The organism is Candidatus Hydrogenedentota bacterium, from assembly GCA_035450225.1.
Classification (GTDB): Bacteria; Hydrogenedentota; Hydrogenedentia; order Hydrogenedentales; family SLHB01; genus DSVR01.
In genome coordinates this window covers 104,665-123,779 of record DAOTMJ010000007.1, presented here as the reverse complement: position 1 = coordinate 123,779, position 19,115 = coordinate 104,665, and the positions used below count along the sequence as shown (strand labels likewise).

16 protein-coding genes are annotated in these 19,115 nt (G+C 60.1%); 5 read left to right on the top strand and 11 right to left on the bottom strand.

The window, feature by feature from the left end; genetic code table 11:
* Positions 1–3: 3 nt before the first annotated feature.
* Positions 4–906 (bottom strand): tetratricopeptide repeat protein, encoded by a 903-nt coding sequence (locus P5540_06555; protein ID HRT64473.1) that lies wholly within the window; start codon positions 904–906, stop codon positions 4–6.
* Between the two features lie 373 nt (positions 907–1,279).
* Here P5540_06555 and P5540_06550 point away from each other — a divergent pair, with 373 nt between their 5' ends.
* Together P5540_06550 and gpmI are read left to right on the top strand one after the other, a co-directional pair.
* Positions 1,280–2,278, top strand: coding sequence for a DUF1080 domain-containing protein (locus P5540_06550; GenBank protein HRT64472.1), 999 nt, complete (start codon positions 1,280–1,282; stop codon positions 2,276–2,278).
* 138 nt (positions 2,279–2,416) lie between these two features.
* Entirely contained in the window at positions 2,417–4,039 is a 1,623-nt protein-coding gene (gene gpmI / locus P5540_06545) for a 2,3-bisphosphoglycerate-independent phosphoglycerate mutase (GenBank protein ID HRT64471.1), read from the top strand.
* A 5-nt stretch (positions 4,040–4,044) separates the two neighbouring features.
* On the opposite strand, the gene P5540_06540 is transcribed toward gpmI, so the two are convergent.
* The 5 genes from P5540_06540 to P5540_06520 form a co-directional block, all read right to left on the bottom strand.
* Entirely contained in the window at positions 4,045–5,064 is a 1,020-nt protein-coding gene (locus P5540_06540; protein HRT64470.1) for a DUF1559 domain-containing protein, read from the bottom strand.
* 590 nt (positions 5,065–5,654) lie between these two features.
* Positions 5,655–6,644, bottom strand: coding sequence for an ABC transporter substrate-binding protein (locus P5540_06535; GenBank protein HRT64469.1), 990 nt, complete (start codon positions 6,642–6,644; stop codon positions 5,655–5,657).
* Positions 6,645–6,718: 74 nt separating this feature from the next.
* Entirely contained in the window at positions 6,719–7,657 is a 939-nt protein-coding gene (locus P5540_06530) for an ABC transporter permease (protein ID HRT64468.1), read from the bottom strand.
* A gap of 98 nt (positions 7,658–7,755) precedes the next feature.
* Positions 7,756–7,908 carry a hypothetical protein gene (locus tag P5540_06525; GenBank protein HRT64467.1) on the bottom strand — a complete coding sequence of 51 codons (153 nt, stop codon included), beginning with the start codon at positions 7,906–7,908 and terminating at the stop codon, positions 7,756–7,758.
* A gap of 17 nt (positions 7,909–7,925) precedes the next feature.
* Positions 7,926–8,552: a cohesin domain-containing protein gene (locus P5540_06520; protein HRT64466.1), complete on the bottom strand. Its 627-nt coding sequence runs from the start codon at positions 8,550–8,552 to the stop codon at positions 7,926–7,928.
* Between the two features lie 138 nt (positions 8,553–8,690).
* Between P5540_06520 and P5540_06515 the strand changes: the two genes are divergently transcribed.
* Positions 8,691–11,102: a VIT and VWA domain-containing protein gene (locus tag P5540_06515; GenBank protein HRT64465.1), complete on the top strand. Its 2,412-nt coding sequence runs from the start codon at positions 8,691–8,693 to the stop codon at positions 11,100–11,102.
* A gap of 128 nt (positions 11,103–11,230) precedes the next feature.
* On the top strand, positions 11,231–11,395 hold the full coding sequence (locus tag P5540_06510; GenBank protein ID HRT64464.1) for a rubredoxin: 165 nt from the start codon (positions 11,231–11,233) through the stop codon (positions 11,393–11,395).
* A 7-nt stretch (positions 11,396–11,402) separates the two neighbouring features.
* Here the strand turns inward: P5540_06510 and P5540_06505 are convergent, their stop codons facing one another.
* From P5540_06505 to P5540_06495, 3 genes are read right to left on the bottom strand one after another with little or no spacing between them, the layout of a single operon-like run.
* Positions 11,403–13,181 (bottom strand): GxGYxYP family putative glycoside hydrolase, encoded by a 1,779-nt coding sequence (locus P5540_06505; GenBank protein HRT64463.1) that lies wholly within the window; start codon positions 13,179–13,181, stop codon positions 11,403–11,405.
* Between the two features lie 31 nt (positions 13,182–13,212).
* Positions 13,213–14,322: a galactonate dehydratase gene (dgoD, locus tag P5540_06500; protein HRT64462.1), complete on the bottom strand. Its 1,110-nt coding sequence runs from the start codon at positions 14,320–14,322 to the stop codon at positions 13,213–13,215.
* The gene (locus tag P5540_06495; protein ID HRT64461.1) at positions 14,319–15,176 is read right to left on the bottom strand and encodes an SMP-30/gluconolactonase/LRE family protein; all 858 of its coding nucleotides are present in this window, start codon (positions 15,174–15,176) and stop codon (positions 14,319–14,321) included. Before P5540_06495 ends, dgoD begins: the two co-directional genes overlap by 4 nt.
* A 71-nt stretch (positions 15,177–15,247) precedes the next feature.
* On the opposite strand from P5540_06495, the gene P5540_06490 reads away from it, so the two are divergent.
* Positions 15,248–17,140, top strand: coding sequence for a carboxypeptidase regulatory-like domain-containing protein (locus P5540_06490; protein HRT64460.1), 1,893 nt, complete (start codon positions 15,248–15,250; stop codon positions 17,138–17,140).
* A gap of 26 nt (positions 17,141–17,166) precedes the next feature.
* Here P5540_06490 and P5540_06485 read toward each other — a convergent pair whose 3' ends face one another.
* Entirely contained in the window at positions 17,167–18,381 is a 1,215-nt protein-coding gene (locus P5540_06485; GenBank protein HRT64459.1) for a glycosyltransferase family 4 protein, read from the bottom strand.
* A 248-nt stretch (positions 18,382–18,629) separates the two neighbouring features.
* Positions 18,630–19,067 carry a very short patch repair endonuclease gene (locus tag P5540_06480; GenBank protein HRT64458.1) on the bottom strand — a complete coding sequence of 146 codons (438 nt, stop codon included), beginning with the start codon at positions 19,065–19,067 and terminating at the stop codon, positions 18,630–18,632.
* Positions 19,068–19,115 lie beyond the last annotated feature (48 nt).

The following is a 19,115-nucleotide window of genomic DNA, read 5'->3' as shown; positions in this document are numbered from 1 at the left end:
ATGTTACACGTTCTGTTCCTGTTTCTTCAAGACGTGTTTGAGTTGCGCCACCTTTTTTACCACGGATTCATTGTGGGGCGCCAGCCGAAGCGCCTGTTCCATGTGGTGCAGTGCCTTGTCGTACTCGCGCCGCTTGATGTACTGGACGCCGGTGTCATAAAGGGCCAAGACGGTCTTTTTGATTAGGCGGGGTGAACGGGGAAACTTGGACAGGGCCTGCTGGTAGCATTGCAGCGCGGTTTCGTATTCGCGCATTTCGAAATGGAAGTCCCCCATCGCTTCCTCATGCGAGATGTTTTCCGGCAAGGCGTTTTCGCGGGATGTCTCGCGTTTTCGTGCAAGCATCTCCTCGTATTCTTCAGCCGTATAGACGGCCTCGACCGCAGTCCGTTCAACGAGGATGCTGATGTTGTTGTCGTTTGGATCCTTCGAGATCAGATAGAAACGGGGATCCCGGGTGTTGTGGCGTTGGGGCGAAAAACCGCGTACGATTTCTCCGTCGCGAAATACCACGACCAGTTCCGGCCCTTCGGGGGTGAAGGCCTTGTAGGGGACGGGCGTGGCGGGCTTTCCGTCGAAACTTTTGACATGAAAAACCGCCTTCAGATCCTTGAAGTTGATCTTTTCCGTCTTGCCCAGCGGAACCCCGGATGCGTCGGTAAGGTCCAGATGAAACCCCTCGTCGGTAAGCACCATGGAAAAACAGACGCCATAGGCGCGCCGCCCGTCCGCAAACCGCACGACGAGCCGCTGGCGGGGGTGCTGGTGCCGCCTCTCCTCGAGACGTTGCTCCTGTTCGAGGCGCTGGGCAATGGGGCGGTAGTGTTTTGCACAAAAAAACTCCCCCTCGAATTGCGTCAGGCACTCTTTACAGCCGAACGTGCCGCAAACGCTGCAATATCCCACAACTTCACTCCGGGAATGGCTGGGGCACTTCACCATAAGCCGTACCTCTTTGCCGGCCATTCCTTCCCCAAGCAGCAATAGTCTAACTGATATTTCCAAAAAAAGCAAGATTAACAATGTAAAAAAGAAAAACGGGTGCGTTTAGAATGACGCGATCATGAAACCAGTGGACGGGGCGCAACCGAAGATGTTGGCGGGGTTGTGAAAGCAAAAACGGGATCGTACCGCGATTTTCGTCCATGATGATCCTTTCGCCCCCCTTCGCTCATCTGGAAAATCCATGCGGAAACGATATCCACATTGCGCGCCGGATGGTGCTGTGATAGGATCGCCGCGTTTTTTGAAACAACCACTTGTGCGGAGGAAACGCAAAATGAGATACAGGGTTCTCGGATGGATGGCGGCCTTGATTCTTGTGACGGTAGTGGCCGCGGCGCAGCAGGCAACGGATCCCGTTCAGGGCACATGGCGCGGCCTGTTCACGGACAAGGCCTGGCAAAACACGCCGTTGTCGGCCAAGATTGTCGCGGACGGCAGGGGCCTGTACCGCGTATTTGTCGAACTCGCGGACAAGGCCGGCAAACCGGTATCGGCGCTGGCCCGCGGATCGTTCGATGGTAAGAAGTTCACGGTAGATTGTGAATTGGATCTGGGCGCGGACTTCGGCGGCATGTGCAAACTGACGGCCAAGGGGGACGGCGCGCATATTACCGGCAAATTCAAGGGAAAGGACGCGCCGGGCGCGTTCAAACTGGATCATGTCTATATTCAGCCGCCGTCGTTGGGCGCGAAACCGCCCGCAAACGGCATCGTGCTGTTCGACGGCACGAATCTCGACGCATGGCAGCCAACCGAGAAGCCGTGGACCATCGTCGAGGGCGGCGCAATGCAGGTCGGCAAGGGCAATATCGTGTCCAAGCAGGAATTCGGCGATCACCGGATTCATCTCGAATTCCGCACGCCGCTCATGGCCGACAAGCGCGGACAAGCCCGCGGCAACAGCGGCGTGTACGTCTTCGGGCGCTATGAAGTCCAGGTGCTCGACAGTTTCGGGCTGCCGACCGCCGACAATGAATGCGGCGGCATCTACAAAAAGGCCGTGCCGAAAACCAATGCCTGCCTGCCGCCGACGGAATGGCAGACCTACGACATCACGTTCCACGCGCCGAAATTCGACGCGGCGGGCAATAAAACCAAAAACGCCGTCATCAGGGTCGAGTTGAACGGAACCGTAATTCACGACAACGTCGAACTCGACGGAACGACCCCCGGCGGCGTCAGCGGCGTCGAAGCCCCCAAAGGCGTCCTGTTGTTGCAGGATCACCATAACGCGGTTCAGTACCGAAATATCTGGATCGAACCGCTCGATTGAGATACGGCCTTTTTTCGTGCGGGTAATCGTCATCGAAGCCATGCCGCATTCGACGACGACACCGACGACAAACACGAGCACGAAAACAGGCAAACGGAAGCATACGCATCCCTGGACGAAACAAGAAGGATACCTATCGTGGCCTCGCTTTCCCTCAAACCATCAAGCCGTTACACCCCCTTTCCCGGCCCGCTGGTTCTGGTGATCATGGACGGCGTCGGCATCGGCAAGCGCGATGAATCCGACGGCGTGTACATGGCCTATACACCGGTGTTGGACTCGTTGTTCGCCGAGCCGCTGTTCACGCGGTTGAAAGCGCACGGAACGGCGGTCGGCCTGCCCAGCGACGACGACATGGGCAACTCGGAAGTGGGCCACAACGCGCTGGGCGCGGGGCGCGTGTTCGCGCAGGGCGCCAAACTGGTCAACGAGGCGATCGCCAGCGGAGCCTTGTTTGCGGGATCCGCGTGGAAAAAGGTCGTGGACCAAGCGGCGCGGGGCGGCACGATCCATTTTATCGGCCTACTGTCCGACGGAAACGTTCACAGCCACATTGACCAATTGCTCGCGCTTCTCGACCGTTGCGCGCAGGAGGGCGTCGCGCGCGTGCGCGTGCATCCGCTGCTCGACGGACGCGACGTCGGCGAGCGCAGCGCGCTTGGCTACCTCGACATTCTTGAAGCGAAACTGGCGGAATTGAATGCAGGGGGCAAGGATTACCGCATCGCGTCCGGCGGCGGCCGCATGGTCACCACGATGGATCGCTACGGCGCGAATTGGGGCGTCGTGGAACGCGGCTGGAAAACTCACGTGCTCGGCGAGGGCCGCGCCTTCGCATCCGCCGCGGAGGCCGTCCGGACGTATTATGCCGAGGATCCGGCCAGCACCGATCAGTATCTCGACAGTTTCGTCATCACCGAAAACGGCAAACCCGTGGGAACCATCGAGGACGGCGACGCGGTGGTGTTCTTCAACTTTCGCGGGGACCGCGCGATTGAAATATCGCGCGCGTTCGACGAGGACGATTTTGCCGAATTCGACCGCAAGCGGCGCCCGAAGGTCTTCTACGCGGGCTTGATGCAGTACGACGGCGACGCCCTGATCCCGAAGAATTACCTTGTCGAACCGCCCGCGATCGACCGCACCATCGGCCAATACCTCTGCGCGGCGGGCGTCACATCGTTTGCAATCTCCGAGACGCAGAAATTCGGCCACGTGACCTATTTCTGGAACGGAAACAATTCCGGGTATATTGACGAACGCCTCGAAAAATATGTCGAAATCCCATCGGACCGAATCCAATTCCATCTGCGTCCGTGGATGAAGTCCGCCGAAATCACCGACAATGTCCTCGAAGCCATTGCGTCGGGCAAATACAAGTTCATCCGCATGAACTACGCCAACGGCGACATGGTCGGCCACACCGGGATCGTCCCCGCCGTGCGCATCGCGGTTGAATCCGTGGACCTTGCCCTTGGCCGGCTTTTGCCCGCCGTCGAGGCGGCCAACGGCGTGCTCGTCGTTACGGCGGATCACGGCAACGCCGACTGCATGTTCACGGAGAAAAAAGGAAAGCGTGAGCCCATGGTGGCGCACACGCTCAATCCCGTTCCCTTCATCGTGAAAGACTTCAGCGGATCCAACCGTCTTTCACTCGCAAATGTCCCCGCGCCCGGTCTCGGCAACGTCGCCGCGACGCTGCTGGCCCTGCTCGGCCACGAAACGCCCGAAGGATACGAACCGTCGCTGATCGCGTTGTAACCGCGTCAATTGATCGAGAACAGCGCCATGATATGGGCAAGGTATTCGTTCACGGGCTGATCGCCGGGATACCTGATGAACGTCACGTGTCCATCCAGATACAGGACGTTGCAGCCGCCGGGGATGTGGTTGTACAGCGCGGCGGTGCCGGCCGTGCCCAGTTGATCGAGCATGATGAACACCGCGCTCTGCGCACGGGCCGTGGCCGCCGGATTGTTGATGTCCGTCACCAGGAACCGCTCGATGCCCTCGCGCAGGCGGTAGATCGTGTTGCCGTGGCCGTTGCCCCATCCGAGCAGCGTATTGGTATTGGGGTTGTTGTTCACATCGCTGTCAACCATGCTCTTGACCAATTCGGCATACTGCGGGCCGGGCGAGGCCAGCGCGGTCACGACTTGTGGATTCTCGGCCAATTGCAGGAGCGCCTTGACCAGTTGCGCCGGAACAAGGACATCGCCGGGGATATTGGCGCCCAACGCGCTCGCGATTATGTCCACGTTCAGTTCGCCCGCCGTCCGGACATCTTCCGGATTGTCGCCCATGAGGTCGAGCACCCAGCCGAAATAGGCGTAACTTTTATCAATGTCGTTCACGCCGTTGCCGCTGCCCAGGAAGTACCCGATATGCCATTGACCCTTCGTCAGATTGATTTGGGGAATGTCGTTCTCGGCCTTTAGATCGTCTATCTTGTCTTCGGCATCGGACGGGCAGACGATGATCGAGGGATCGGTCAGGTATTCGGGAAAGATGCTCTTGACGCGCGGCCCCGCCCCCACAAACAGTTTCCACTCGCCGGTGTCTTCCCGCGGGGCAATCTCCAGTTCCATCGGCGGGTATTTGCCCGATCCCGCCTCGTTGGCGTACATCTTGTACACCAACCCCCACTGCTTGAGGTTGTTCTGGCAACTCGAACGGCGGGCCGATTCACGGGCTCGCGCCAGCGCGGGCAAGAGGATCGCCGCGAGGATGCCGATGATGGCGATAACTACCAGTAATTCGATGAGTGTAAAACCTTTGTTGCGCATGGTACAGGTCTCCTTATCGTATCGAATGCCCTGGGTTGAACTACGCTGACTACCTGACAACTTCCCTCCTGCATGCCACTTTTCGCGCCTGTGAACCCCTCGGCGTTACATTTTCGACCGCGCGAAAAAATTCACATGCGCGCCGTTGTGAATAAGGGAAAAAGCAACCCCCGCCGTCTTGCTTTCGGAATCGGCTCGCCGAAAATACACCGTATAGCATAGGAAAGCATGACGGCCCGTGTGTTACCTTTTCTTCACAACCGTTTACTTCCTCTTCTCTTTGTAATATACCATTCTTCGCCGGAAGTCAATACAAATTTGCGGAAAATCGCCCCGAAGATTATAAGTACTTCAACCCCAAGCACTTGATACTCTTTTTCACAAATTCAATGGGTATGTTTTCGTCCTTTTTTCTTGCCATTTCGTTCATTCGTTTCAGTCAACATGAACCAGGAGGGGAAAAAGGGTCTCCCAAAGATCATCCGCGATCCTTGGCCCAAGGATTGAAGAGGACTTGGCGGGTGATGACGTGAACACACACAACGGCGTGTGTCCGCTTCGGCGTTACGCCGGCAAGCGCCGGTGCGGCGCTATTTCCCCAAGGGGTAGAGCAGTTTCTGAATATCCGGCTGGTTGAGGTTGTCCTTGGTTACAACCGTGACGCCGGTATCTATGCGTTTTTCGACGGGCCTTCCGTTGACGGCGTCAATGGCGGCCTTGACGCCGAGGTAACCCATCTGGAAGGGGTTTTGCACGATGAGGGCCTGGAGGGAACCGTCATTGAGCATTTGGATTTCCTCGTCGGAAGCGTCGAAGGCGACGATTTTGATTTGGCCCGCTTTTCCGGCGGCCTTGACGGCTTGGGCGGCGCCGATGGCGCCGGGTTCGTTGGCCGCGAAGAGACCCTTGAGGCCGGGATTGGCAGTCATCATGTCTTGGGTGGCGTTCATGCCCTTGGCGACGTCGCTCTGGCAGTAAAGCGTCGCCACGAGTTTCAGACCCGGAAGATCCTGGAGGGCTTCCTTGAATCCCTGTTCGCGCAGTTCGGAGGTGGCGGCGCCGGGAATGAAGGGCATGAGTCCGACTTCGCCCTCGTTTCCGATGAGGCGGGCGAGTTCGTGGGCGGCGGCCTTGGCGCCGGCGATATTGTCGGTGGCGACCAGAGAGACCGGAAGATCCGAATTGACGCCGGAGTCAATGGTGATAACGGGAATTTTGGCGTCAACGGCTTTCCTGATGACATTCGTAAGCCCGTTTTCATCGCAGGCCGCCATGACGATCGCGTCCACTTTGCGGCTGATCATGTCTTCAAGGATGTTGACCTGTTTGTCTATTTCGGTTTCCTTGTCGGGTCCCTGCCAGCGGATGTTGGCGTTGAATTCCTTGCCGGCCGCGTCGGCGCCGGCCTTGACGGTGAGCCAGAATTGATGCGAGATTCCCTTGGGAACGACGCCGATTTCGAGACGGTCCTTCTTGGCCGGTGTTGCTGCTGCGGACGGTTGCGGCGGCGGCGCGGAAACCTGTCCGCCACAACCCGCGAAAAGAGCCAATACAATGAGACCAAGAGCATTCCGTTTCATAATTCTGTCCTCCAAAGAAGTTTCTTCTTTCTTTTCACGGGAAAAGAAAGAAGCAAAGAAAAGCGACAAGCCGCCTATTCCTTTAGAAGGCCGGCCCTGCGCTTGCGCAGGTTGTCGTAGTATACCAAGATCACGATCAGCGCGCCCACGAGAACTTTCTGCCACGCGGGATTGATGTTTTTGAGGTTGCAGAAGTTGACGAGCACGTTCATGATAAGCGCGCCGGCCAGCGTGCCGACGCAGCCGCCTTCGCCGCCCATCAGGCTGCCCCCGCCGATCACGCATGCCGCGATCGCGTCGAGTTCGCCGCCGTCGGCGGCGTTGGGCGAGGCGACGCCGGTGCGTGACGCGAGCATGACGCCCGCGAATCCCGTCAGCATCCCGCACAGCACAAACGCGCCGATTCGCATGCGATCAACCGGTATTCCCGACAGGCGCGCGGCGTTGAGATTGCCGCCGATGGCGTAGAGCGCACGGCCAAAGCGGGTAAACGTCAACACCACGGAAAACACGGCGGCTATGGTCAGGGTGATTCCGACGGGAATCCACCATCCGCGCATGCCGCCAATAATCGCGAACGTGTCCGAGATGGCGGAAATCTGGCGTCCGCCCGAAAGCAGCAACGCGCCGCCGCGCGCCGCCATCATCATGCCAAGCGTGACGATAAACGGCGGGATTCGTCCCTTGGCCGCGAAAAATCCGTTGAGGAGACCACAGGCCAGTCCGGTCAGAAGGCCCGATCCAATGACCAGCGGCACGGGCAACGCATAATTTTTCATGAGGGTGCACGCGACGACGCCCGACAACGCCGCCACGCTCCCGACCGACAAGTCAATGCCGGCCGTCAGTATCACAAGGATTTGCCCAGTCGCGATAATGCCGACCACCGCCGTGCGATAGGCCACGCTCTTGAGGTTGTCGGCGGTCCGGAATTCCGGCGACAACACCGCGACGACGATGCACAGTCCCGCCAGAATAACCAGCGGCGAATGCCGCGCCAGAATCTGTCTCATGGGGTCTCCCGCCGCATGCCACACGTTTCACAACGGATAATACCACCTCGCACGCGCAATGTCATCCAAGCCGGTTTCGCATAAGCCCGGAAACAAGATCAAACGGGTTTCCGGCGACGGTCCGCCATCACGCCCGGTTTGTTGGGATTGGAAATCGGAAACATCAATCCGCGATCGTCGAGCACGATGACGGGCACGAAGAGAAACCGGGTTGTGGGCAATGCCCCTGTCAGTCTTATTTGGACAGCCATGACATCTTGCCTTTTGATCAGGCGGCCCGCTTCCCGAATTTTTTCCATGCAACGGGCATGATAAAAAGAAACGCCCAAAAGACCGGGGGCGTCGAGGCGCCGCTGCTTCCCGCAAGACCGACACAACCGTTTTCCCCTTCCCCCTCTCCCTCTCCTTCCCCTTCGCCCTCTCCCTCGCCGCCTTCCTGAACGCGGATAACGCCATGGACAACCAATGGCGCAAGCGGGAATCCGTTTACATCCGACATGCTGGCATTGTCGAAGGACAGCGGATAATCACCCAAGGACGCGTTGGGCAACGCCGTAAAATGGAGCGTGGCAAGGGCGCCGTTCGGCATGGCGTTGGCATTGATTCCCCAAAACACAAGATGGAGGACGCCGGTTTCCGGCACGTTGGATGAAACCGTTTTGCCGGCGGCCACGGCCGCCGGGCCTTCTTCCGCGGACACAAACTGAATGGCGGCCGCATCGAAATAAAGTTTCATGGCCGCAACGGAGGGTGCCGTTCCGTTGGTTTGCAACGTAATGGGGACAGCCGCGCCGCCGCCGGGCGGTACGGCGACCGAACCGGCCGTCAACGCCGGATTGGTCAGTTGAACGACGACCAAACAACCCACGGCCACCAACGCGTTCAATGTCGCCAACGTGCATCCTCCCTTGCCTGTTTTGATTCGACTTTACCACACAAGGGCCGTTTTTCGCGAACCTTGCGCGTTCAACGGTGTCGAATGAAGCGAAAAGACGATAAAACCCGCCCGGCGGGAACACGAAAGGAAACGCCCATGAACACGATTCAACAAACCACGATAGGCGCCGCCGCCCTGTTGTTGCTGGCGGCGTGCGCGGTATTTGCCGAAGCGCCCACGGAAGGCGGCCTGTATGCCATGGACCGCGACAACCGCCCGCTCGGCGCGTGCCCGTTGCAGCACACGAATGTCGCGGCGGACATTGCCGGATTCATCGCCCGCGTGACCGTCACGCAACAATTCGGGAACACGTTCACGACGCCCATCGAAGCCGTCTACACGTTTCCGCTTCCGGAAAACGCGGCAGTGGATCGCATGACGATGCATATCGGCGATCGGGTCATCAAGGGCATTGTAAAACCACGGGGGGAAGCGCGGCGCATGTACGACGCGGCACGCCAGGCGGGCAAGACGGCAAGCCTGCTCGATCAGGATCGCCCGAACATTTTCACACAGTCCGTGGCGAACATTCTCCCGGGCGACCGGATCGAAATCGAGATATCCTATGTCGAAAGGCTGCCGTTCCGCGACGGACAATACACGTTCGCCTATCCGATGGTCGTCGGGCCGCGCTACATCCCCGGCTCGTCGGCCCCGAATTCCCTCAAAGGCCGCGTCGCCGGAACAACCCAGGTTCCCGATGCGTCGAGGATTACGCCACCCGTTACGCCGGAAGGGACGCGCGCCGGACACGACATTTCCGTGAAGGTCAACATTGACGCGGGTCTGCCCATCCAGGACGTCCAGTCCGAACTACATGAAGTGGACATCGAACGTCCCGCGCCGCAACAGGCCGTCGTGCAATTGCGTGCCCGCAAAGACATCCCCAACCGCGATTTCATTCTTCGATACGCAGTGTCCGCGCCGGACGTCCGCGACGCGGTCCTCGCGCACAGCAGCGTGCGCGGCGGATTCTTCATGCTTTTCCTTCAGCCGCCGGAACGCGTCGCGCCGGAACAGGCCACGCCGAAGGAAATGATCTTCGTCATTGATTGCAGCGGTTCGATGAGCGGCTTTCCCATCGAAAAGGCCAAGGAAACGATGAAACGCTGCATCGAACAGATGAATCCGCACGACACGTTCAACCTGATTTCGTTCGCGGGCGGCACGGGCTACTGTTTTCCGAACGTCGTGCCAAACACGGATGGGAACCGCGCAGCGGCGTTACGCTACCTTGAACGACTCCAGGGCGGCGGCGGCACCGAGATGATGCCCGCGATCCTCGCCGCGCTCGGCGGACCGCGCGATCCCGAACGCCTCCGCACCGTTTGTTTCATGACCGATGGCTTTATCGGAAACGACATGGAAATCCTCGGCGCGATAAAGGACAACGCGAATCAGGCGCGCGTGTTCGCGTTCGGCATCGGCAACGGCGTCAACCGCTTCCTCATCGAAGGCATGGCCCGCACGGGACGCGGCGCCGCCGAGATCGTAACGCTCGAATCGAAATCCGACGAGGCCGTCCGGCGTTTCCATGAGCGCATTCACAGCCCCGTCCTGACCGACATCACCGTCAATCTGAACGGTGCGCCCCTGTACGATATCCATCCGTCGCCGGACGCGATCCCCGACCTGTTCGCCGCCGAACCCCTCGTGCTGTGCGGGCGGTACGACGGACCGGCGCACGGAACCGTCGTACTGCGCGGCCGGACGTCCGCCGGTCCCTTCGAACGCGCGATATCCCTTGAATTGCCCCGCGAGGCGCCGGAACACGACATGCTCGCGCCGCTGTGGGCGCGGGCGCACGTGGATGCGCTCATGAACGACGACTGGCGCGGCATGCAGCAGGGCCGCCCCCGTCCGGACATCGAGCAGGCGATTACGGATCTCGGCGTCACGTTTTGCATTATGACGCCATTCACGAGTTTCGTCGCCGTCGAGGAAAAAATCGTCAACCAGGGCGGACAAACGCAGCGCGTGGACGTGCCCGTCGAAATGACTGACGGCGTCAGTTACGAAGGCGTGTTCGGGGAACGGGACGCGCGCGCATGCGGCAAGGGTTTAGGATATGCGCCACGCGCCGCGTATGCGCCCGCCAAAAGCGGGATTGACTCGGATGCCGTCTGCGAAGCGCTGCCCGGCTCGGTTCCGGCAATGACGAGCGGCAGTCGTGCAAACCGGCAAGCGGCCAGACAGGAAACGGCGGCTGCCGGAACGGCATCGTACACCCATCCGAAACTCGACTCGGCGCTGACTTCCCTCGAAAGCAAAGTCGTCAACGGCTCGTATCGGCAAGGCGCCGTCAAGGTGGAATACGGCTATGTGAACGTCGTGATTCGCGTAAGCGATCTCACGCCGGAAAACGTCGCGAGACTCGAACAACTCGGCGTCCGCGTTGTTTCGCAAACAGTTTCAGGCAAACGCATCCTGGCCCGCGTGCGCATTCAGGACCTCCTGGCGGTCTGCAACCTCGATTTTGTCACGCGCGTCGAACCGCCCGCGACGTGACGCCAACGCAATCCGCCGCGCCGGTTCCGCTTGCCTGCAAACGGAACCGGCGCGGTTTTTGTTCCGGCGGCGCGCGATGATTATAATGGCCGCCGGAACGAGAAACGGCACGGGCCGGAGGTGAAAACATGCAGAAGTACATTTGCGATATCTGCCTTTGGGTTTACGATCCGGAGGAGGGCCATCCGGATTCAGGCATCGAGCCGGGCACCAAGTGGGAAGACATCCCGGACGACTGGGTCTGCCCGATTTGCGGCGTGGGAAAAGAAAAATTCTCGCCCTTCAACGGATAGATTCGCCTCACTTTTGGCTTGGGATGGCGCGGCGGTAGAGGTCGAAGAAGGTATACGGGTCGCAGAACAGCCAGCGGTGTTCGGGGTATTTTGTTTCCAGGCGATCGCGAACGGCGGCGAGCGTTGAGGGCTTTTGCAGAATCATGCGATAGATCAGGAATTGCGGTTTCCCGGACCGTGCGAAATGCGCCATTTGCGCGGCGGTCTTGTCGAGGTCGTTCAGGTCCGGATAGATGTCGGAAACATGCCGCACGAAAGGCGTTTTTCCCACAACGGATTTCTTGAATCCCAACTGCATGCCGACGCCGTCGGGCGAAAAACGCGTGTACGCTTCCTGGATGCGAAGCGGCATGTTGCCGTGGAACCCGTTGATCACGAAACCGGTAATCGAATAATCAAACCGTTTGAAATAGGCCTTGTTGTGCCGTGTCCAGAGTTCCAGCGCATCGGGCAACCCGCTGCCGAGCCGGTCGCCGGCGAGTAGATTCGGGTTCAGATAACCCGCGCCGGAATCGCCCGCGATAAACCAGTCGTTCGGCGATTTTGTGCGGTAAACATAGTCGAACACGTACGGCGCGCGGTCGGCGAGGTTGGGATTGAAGGCCCATGCGATCGGCATCGAACCCCGGGCGGGATCGTCCCACACGTTCGGAATGCTGCTCGAAAGCCATGCCGCCGAATCGTAATCGCCCATATAGACGAGCACATAGGTCTTGGGTTCGAGCGGTTGCGGCGCAGGGCGCGGATTCTGTTTGTACCGCTTTTTCAAGGGGAAATGGCCGTAGGCCGAGGCATTCGCCATGCCCACAAGCCCCAGCGCGTCGGCGTCCATGATGGCATTGTACGACGACAGGATCGCGGCATAGGTCCATTCGGCGGGGACGGGTTCGTGCTGGCTGCCCGCCGGGCCGAAGTTCGTGTATTTCAGGTTCCATGGGACGAATCCGCCCACGGTGGCCATCTTTTTTCCGCCGTTCAATCGGTGGAGCGAGGCGAGTAGGCCGCGCAACGTGGCGCAGTCCGTGCCCGGTTTCTGCCCAGGATCGTCAACGGGCGCCTCGTCGTCCCACGGACTCAGATCGAAGAAGAACGCCCTGCGCGCAATATAGTAATCCGCATTTACGAGGCCGGCGTTGGCGAGGTCGGGATAATGAAAGCCCGGCTTGCCGGGTTCCTGGGAATATCCGTCAATATAGTACGCCATCAGGGCGTCGTTGCAGAGGCCCTTGTCGAGAAACTCGCGCTGCGCCCAGCGGTACGCGTCGCATTTTTTGCTGCCCGTCTCCGATCCGTCAAACAGGCCTACAAGCGACATTTTGACCGGCAGTTTTGGGCCGGCGTCTACAAGACGTTTGTACAGTTCACCATCCGCGCGGACCGGCAGCCAGCCTTTGACGCCGCAAACCGTCGAGGCGACATTGGCCGTCGCGGGCACTTCCTGATCCCACAATACGACGCCGCCCGACGCTTCCGGAAAACGGTCGAACAACGCATCGAGGGTTTCGATACGTTCCACGGGACGATCCGACAGCCACGATTCCCGCATGCGCGACAGCCAGTAGTCGTCCACATTGATGGGGCCGTTGGGTCCCATCCCGCCAAGAAAACGGAGGAGCAGGCGCGGTTCTTCGCGGTTGACGAGACCCTGTAGCGCACCCGCGAACTTCAGCGCATCGTACTTGAGAACCGTGTCGCCGCCCATGCCGGCCAGGCACTTTTCCATATCGAGAACGATCAACGGCTGCGCGGCCACGAAACCCATGGCGATACATACGGACAACAACATGGTTTCAGGTTCCTCTCTCGTTTTTTTTCGTTTACCAGTCCGCGACGCTGCCGTCCGAATGGAACAGGCGCGGCGTTTCCCACTCGGTCCAGGGCATGGCGCGCACGGCGTCTTCGTCCACCTCGATGCCGAGGCCGGGGGCGTCGGGCACGGACAGGTAGCCGCCCTTGTCGGAAAACGGATTCCGGATATAACCTTCGCCGAGATGGCCGTGCTCCTGGATGAGAAAGTTCGGCGTGCACATCGCGAACTGGATGCAGGCCGCGAGTGCTATCGGGCCCAATGGACAATGTGGCGCGACGGCCATGTAGTGGGTTTCGGCCATTGCGGCGATTTTGCGCGCCTCGGTAATCCCGCCCGCATGGCACAGATCCGGCTGCAGGATGGCCGCGGCCTCTTTTTCGATGACTTCCCGGAATCCATGGCGGCCGTACAGCCGCTCGCCGGTCGCGATGGGAATCGGGGTCGCCCGCGCCACGCGGACGAGCGCGTCCACATTCTCGCACTGGACCGGTTCCTCGATGAAATACGGACGGTAGGGCTTCAGCGCATCCGCCAGCGCAATCGCCATGGCGGGCGACACGCGCCCGTGGAAATCCAGCGCAATGTCGGCATCGCCCGCGCCCTCGCGAGCCGCCGCCATGCGCGCCTCGACCTTTTTGATCGTATCGAGACCGTCCACGATTTCCATCTCGTCGCAGGGACAGAATTTCATCGCCGAGAATCCCGACTCGACGCATGCCCGCGCGCTGTCGCGAACGGCTTCCGGCGTGTCGCCGCCGCATCCGCCGTACACGCGCACCTTGTCGCGGCACGCCCCGCCGAGCAACTGGTAAACGGGCAGGCCCGCCGACTTTCCGAAAATGTCCCACAGGGCTTGGTCAATGCCGCTGATTGCGCTCATCATGACCGGTCCGCCCCGATAGAATCCCGCGCGGTACATGCCCTGCCACAGGTATTCGATGCGCCGGGGATCCTCGCCGATTAGAATCGGGCGCTGTTGATGCACCGCGGCCACCTGGGTCGCGGCGTGGCCTTCAAGGCTGGCCTCGCCCCAGCCGGTAATACCCTCGTCCGTTTGAATCTTGCAAAAAACCCACCGCGGCGGCGCGGGAAACGCCTCGACGGACACGATTTTCACGGCTTCTCCCCCTTTGTTTCGTCCAGTCCGGCGCAAAGCGCCTTGTACACGCTCGTGCGCGCCGTGATGTAAAGCGTTCCGCCGCCGGGATCGCCGAACGCGCAATTGGACGGTTGTTCCGGCACGGCCACGGTCGCGGCCAATTGACCATCCGGATTGTACACGCGAACGCCGTCTTTCGCGGTTACCCACAACCGCCCACGGCCATCCACTTTCATGCCGTCGGGCGTGGGTACGTTGGCGAAGAACCGGCCGTTGATCAGGCGGCCGTCCTCCGAGACGTCGAAGGCCTCGATGAAATCGTCCGCGGAATCGCCGATGTACAGCGTTTTCTCATCCGGTGAAAACGCGAGGCCGTTGGGCGACCGGAAATAAACGGAAAGCAGCGTCAGGGTTCCGTCCGGCGCAATCGAGTACACTCCGCAGAACGGCAGTTCGCGGTCTTCCGGCTTGACGCCATAGGGCGGGTCGGTGAAGAAGAGGCGTCCATCGGAGCGAATGGCGAGATCGTTCGGACTGTTCAGGCGCCGTCCCAGGTAGCGATCGGCCAGCGTTACGACGTTTCCGTCCTTTTCGGTGCGCGAGACGCGGCGGTTGCCATGTTCGCAGGCAATCAGCCGGCCCTCGCGATCGGCGCCGAGACCGTTGGAATTTCCGCTGGGTTTGCGAAACACCGATTGGTCTGCGCGGAAAATCGTGTCGGCAGGAATGTCGCTGAATATCAGGCCTGTCTCCGCGGTCCACAGCGGCCCTTCGGTAAACTGGAATCCCGTGGCGATTTTTTCAACGCTTCCGGAAACGATGGCATCGCCGGATGCCGCCAGCACGGCGGTCAGCCAAAGCGCGTGAAACATGGCATTCTCCTTGGGGTTGCCAAGCGGCTATAATGATCCGCGTCGCCATTATACGCATACCGGAGTGTCGAATGAACAGTTGCCATGCCGAAAAACGCCTCAACGGCACGACGGCTCGCCCCGCATCAGCCATGTTAACGATTCTTTGCCTTTGGATTCTTTTCACGGGAACGGCGTTCGCCTTCGACGTGACCGGCGCGGTCGTTGGCCCGGAAGGAAAACCCGTGCCGGGCGCGCGGGTATGGCTGTGGCAGGATTACACGGCGCGTCATGTGGATACGGATGCGGGCGGTGCATTCGCATTCGGCGGCGTGGCGCCGCGCCCCGCCGTCCTTGTGGCCTACCAGGAGGGCTTCTCGCTCGGCGGCCACACGGCGGCCGTCATCGGCTCCGGTTCGGTAACTCTCGCGCTAGGCGAAGCGGCCTCGCTGGCAATACGTGTCAAGAACGAATCGTTCGAACCGGTGGCGGGCGCCTTTATCCGCCATCTCCGTGTGTCCGACGCCTTCGACGTGCCGGTGTCCGGCTTGGGCACGGACGGATTTCCCCCGATGCGCAGCGACGCCGAGGGTCGCTTGGCGATTCCGGCGCTTCTCAAGGGCGGCCACGTCCAATTCGTGGTGGGGCATCGCGACTACGCCGATTCGCATGTGGCGTATCTGCCCGTTTCGGACAAGGAACAGACGATTATCCTCAATTCGGGCGTGAAACTGCGGGGACGCGTCACGGCGGACAACGGCGCCGGCGTGGCGCGTGCATGCGTGACCGTTCTGCGCACGGGCGCCGGCGCGCAGCGTGTCGCCGCGGAAGCACTGACCGATCCCGACGGTTATTACCATGTCACGGTCCTCCCCGGCGATTACTTTGTCGCGGTGGCGCATCACGCCTATGCCCCGCCGCGATCGGCGGGCATTTCGGCCGGCGCGGACGAAAAACAAAACGTCGTGAATATCGTACTTGAAGCGCCGCGCCTGTTGTCCGGGGTAATCCAGTATCCCGATGGAAAACCGTGTCCGGGAACGCCGGTTTCGTATTGGATCGAAAACGAACTGTGCGCCGAAACCTTGACGAGGCAGGACGGGCGTTTCGAAGTGGGCGCGCCGCCCGTCGAAGGCCGCCTGCGCATCATGCCGCCGGACGGCTATGAAACCGAGCACCGGGGCGATATTCGGATTGCGGCCGAGAATCCATTGAAACTCGAACTGGCGCCGGTCCGGTTGAAGGCATTGCCGATCATCGAAGGCGCGATCACGGGGCCCGAAGGACAACCCGAATCGCGCGTGCTCATCGCCACGCGGGGAATGGATCCGCCGCTTTGGGCCTTGCCGGACACCGAAGGACGGTTCCGCATTGTCCTGCGGCAGGCGCCGCCCGACCGCACCGTCCCGTTTCGCGCCGAGCACGCCGATCGTTTCTGGCGCGTGGATTTCAACGCAACCTTGGATGACCCCAAACCGTTGCAGGCAACACTCAAACCCTTCGACGCCGATCCCCGGCGCGCCGAAACCTTGCCGGGAGACAACCCCTTCACGGACATGCTGGATCGTCCGGCGCCGCCCATCGCATGCGATACCTGGTTCAATTCGGAACCCCTGACGCTCGAATCGCTCAAGGGCCGCGTGATCGTCCTGTTGTTTTGGGGCGGATTCGACGAACGATCCGCGGGACGCAACACCATCGAGGAACTGCGTGCAATCCACGTGTTGCTCAAGGACGATGCGGAGGTGGCCCTTGTCGGCATCCATGACGGCGGCAAGGAACCCGCCGAAGTGCGGCGATATGTCGAGGAATACCGGATCGAATTCCCCGTGGGCCGCGACGCCGAACCGTTCCGGACCTTCGGCGCCTACGATATCCATTACATCCCCCAAATCGTGCTGATTGACAAGCACGGCATTCTCCGCCATGTAAACGTCGGAGACCGACTGCTCGAACTCATCAAGTCATTGCGCCGGGAAGGATAAACAAGGCCCGCCGATCTTCCGCGGGATTACATCGTGAGCGCTTTGATATAGTCCGCGGCCTTGCGGCGGCGATCGAAATGTTCGACGACGTAGGCGCGGCCGTTCGCGCCGAGCGAACCGGCCAGCGCGGGATCCGCGCGAAGGCGGCGGACGGCTTCGGCGAACGCTTCCGGATCTTCGGGAGCGACGGGAATGCCGCCCCCCGCTTGCTGGAGAATGTCGAGGGCCTGTCCTTCGGCGCCGAGGATGACGGGGCGCGCGCACGCCATGATCTCGAAGATTTTGGACGGAATGTTGATGCGAAAGTAATCGCCTTTGCGCAAGGGCACGAAACACGCGTCGGCGGCGGCGTAGAACGCAGGCATGAGATCCTTGTCCTGCAGGGGGAGGAATTCGACATTGCGCAGTCCGCGGGTTTTCGCCCACTCCACCATGCGGGGCTTGTCGGCCCCATCGCCCACGAACACGAAGCGCACATCCTCGAGATCCGCGAGGCGCTCGGCGGCTTCAAGCAGCGTGAACAATCCCTGCGACACGCCGTGCGCGCCGATATACATCGCGATGAAGCGATCCTGCCAGCCATACTGCGCGCGGATGTCATTCTCGCGCGGGGCGGGCACGAAGAAATCGGATCGGATGCCGTTTTCGATGGTGACGATTGTGTTCGCGTCGAATCCGCGGTCCGCCAGCGCCTTCGCCGAGGCGGGCGCGACGGCGACGATCCGTTTCGCGCGCCGGTAGAGGAACGCCTCGATGCTTTTCAGGAGCGCAATGGCGAGGGGATTTCGGATCATGCCGACATCAATCGCCTGCTGCGGCAGCAGGTCGCGCACTTCAAAGACAAACGCGGCGCGCTTGATCACGCTGAGCAGCCAGCCCAAAGGCCCCACGAAGAACGGTCCCGACGAGGCAATGACGACATCCGGGCGCCGGCATTTGCACACGCCGCAGATCAGGCCCGAAACAAGGAAAGTGAGCGAAGCCAGCGCCCGCCGCCATACCGCGCGGTTCGGCGTCGCGTAGATCCACGCGCGGTGAACAACGTAGCCGTCCTTTTCCTCGCGCACGTACCATTTCCCGCGATAGGCCTCGTGGACGACGCCGGCGGGATAGTTCGGCATGCCGGTGCATACTTCGACCGCATGACCGGCCTCGGCCCAGAAGCGGGCATGTTCCGAGTTGCGCGTGGCCGCCGCGCCGAATTCCGGCGGAAAATATTGGGTTAGAATCAGGATCTTCACGTCGTTTCAAAACGCTTTCACGATGACATGCCTGCCTCGCCGCAGGCACGGCCGTGCCTTGAATCATAATGGAAACGACGCAAAAAACGAAACGATCAAAGCACTAAGGCGGTGGAAATAAATAAAGGTAGCAACTCGCTTCATGCAGAACGCGAATTCATTGCATGTTTCAATCGCGATTGTAATTTGCCCATACCATAAGCTGCGACCTTTATTCCTTTCCGGCTACTAAGACTAATCGGACGAGTTCAGGTCTTTTTCCCTGTCTCCAGTCTTTTGAAACCCTTATGCAACGCATGATTTATGCGCCATGCGACACGTCCCGCATGAACTAACTGGTGTTCCCAGATTCGCAGCACAACCCATCTTCCCCTTTTGAGAACGTTCAAAACCTCACGATCCCTTGCCACATTGCGTGCCATTTTCGAATTCCAAAAGGCCTGGTTTGTTGAAGGGGCACGATAGCACTTCGGGCAGCGATGCCAGAAGCATCCGTCCACAAATACCGCTACCCGTTCTTTCCAAAAAACAAAATCCGGTTTCCCGAAAACATTTTGGCTTCTTTTCCATCCTGTAATTTTGTACTGTCGAAGTATTTCAATCAAACGAAGTTCGGTTCTTTTGTTTCCGCGGGAGCGAATGCGGGACATGATATCCGAACGTTTTTCTTTTGCCCAAATATCCACGAATAACGATTCTTGCAAGCGGCACGGGAATGCCGGTTGTTTCTATTT

What these genes read in the sequence shown, in the direction of transcription:
- P5540_06540 (HRT64470.1), bottom strand. Translation starts at nt 5,064, where the DNA reads ATGCGCAACAAAGGTTTTACACTCATCGAATTACTGGTAGTTATCGCC.
- P5540_06550 (HRT64472.1), top strand. Translation starts at nt 1,280, where the DNA reads ATGAGATACAGGGTTCTCGGATGGATGGCGGCCTTGATTCTTGTGACG.
- P5540_06515 (HRT64465.1), top strand. Translation starts at nt 8,691, where the DNA reads ATGAACACGATTCAACAAACCACGATAGGCGCCGCCGCCCTGTTGTTG.
- P5540_06490 (HRT64460.1), top strand. Translation starts at nt 15,248, where the DNA reads ATGAACAGTTGCCATGCCGAAAAACGCCTCAACGGCACGACGGCTCGC.
- P5540_06510 (HRT64464.1), top strand. Translation starts at nt 11,231, where the DNA reads ATGCAGAAGTACATTTGCGATATCTGCCTTTGGGTTTACGATCCGGAG.
- P5540_06530 (HRT64468.1), bottom strand. Translation starts at nt 7,657, where the DNA reads ATGAGACAGATTCTGGCGCGGCATTCGCCGCTGGTTATTCTGGCGGGA.
- P5540_06505 (HRT64463.1), bottom strand. Translation starts at nt 13,181, where the DNA reads ATGTTGTTGTCCGTATGTATCGCCATGGGTTTCGTGGCCGCGCAGCCG.
- P5540_06525 (HRT64467.1), bottom strand. Translation starts at nt 7,908, where the DNA reads ATGGCTGTCCAAATAAGACTGACAGGGGCATTGCCCACAACCCGGTTT.
- P5540_06495 (HRT64461.1), bottom strand. Translation starts at nt 15,176, where the DNA reads ATGTTTCACGCGCTTTGGCTGACCGCCGTGCTGGCGGCATCCGGCGAT.
- P5540_06535 (HRT64469.1), bottom strand. Translation starts at nt 6,644, where the DNA reads ATGAAACGGAATGCTCTTGGTCTCATTGTATTGGCTCTTTTCGCGGGT.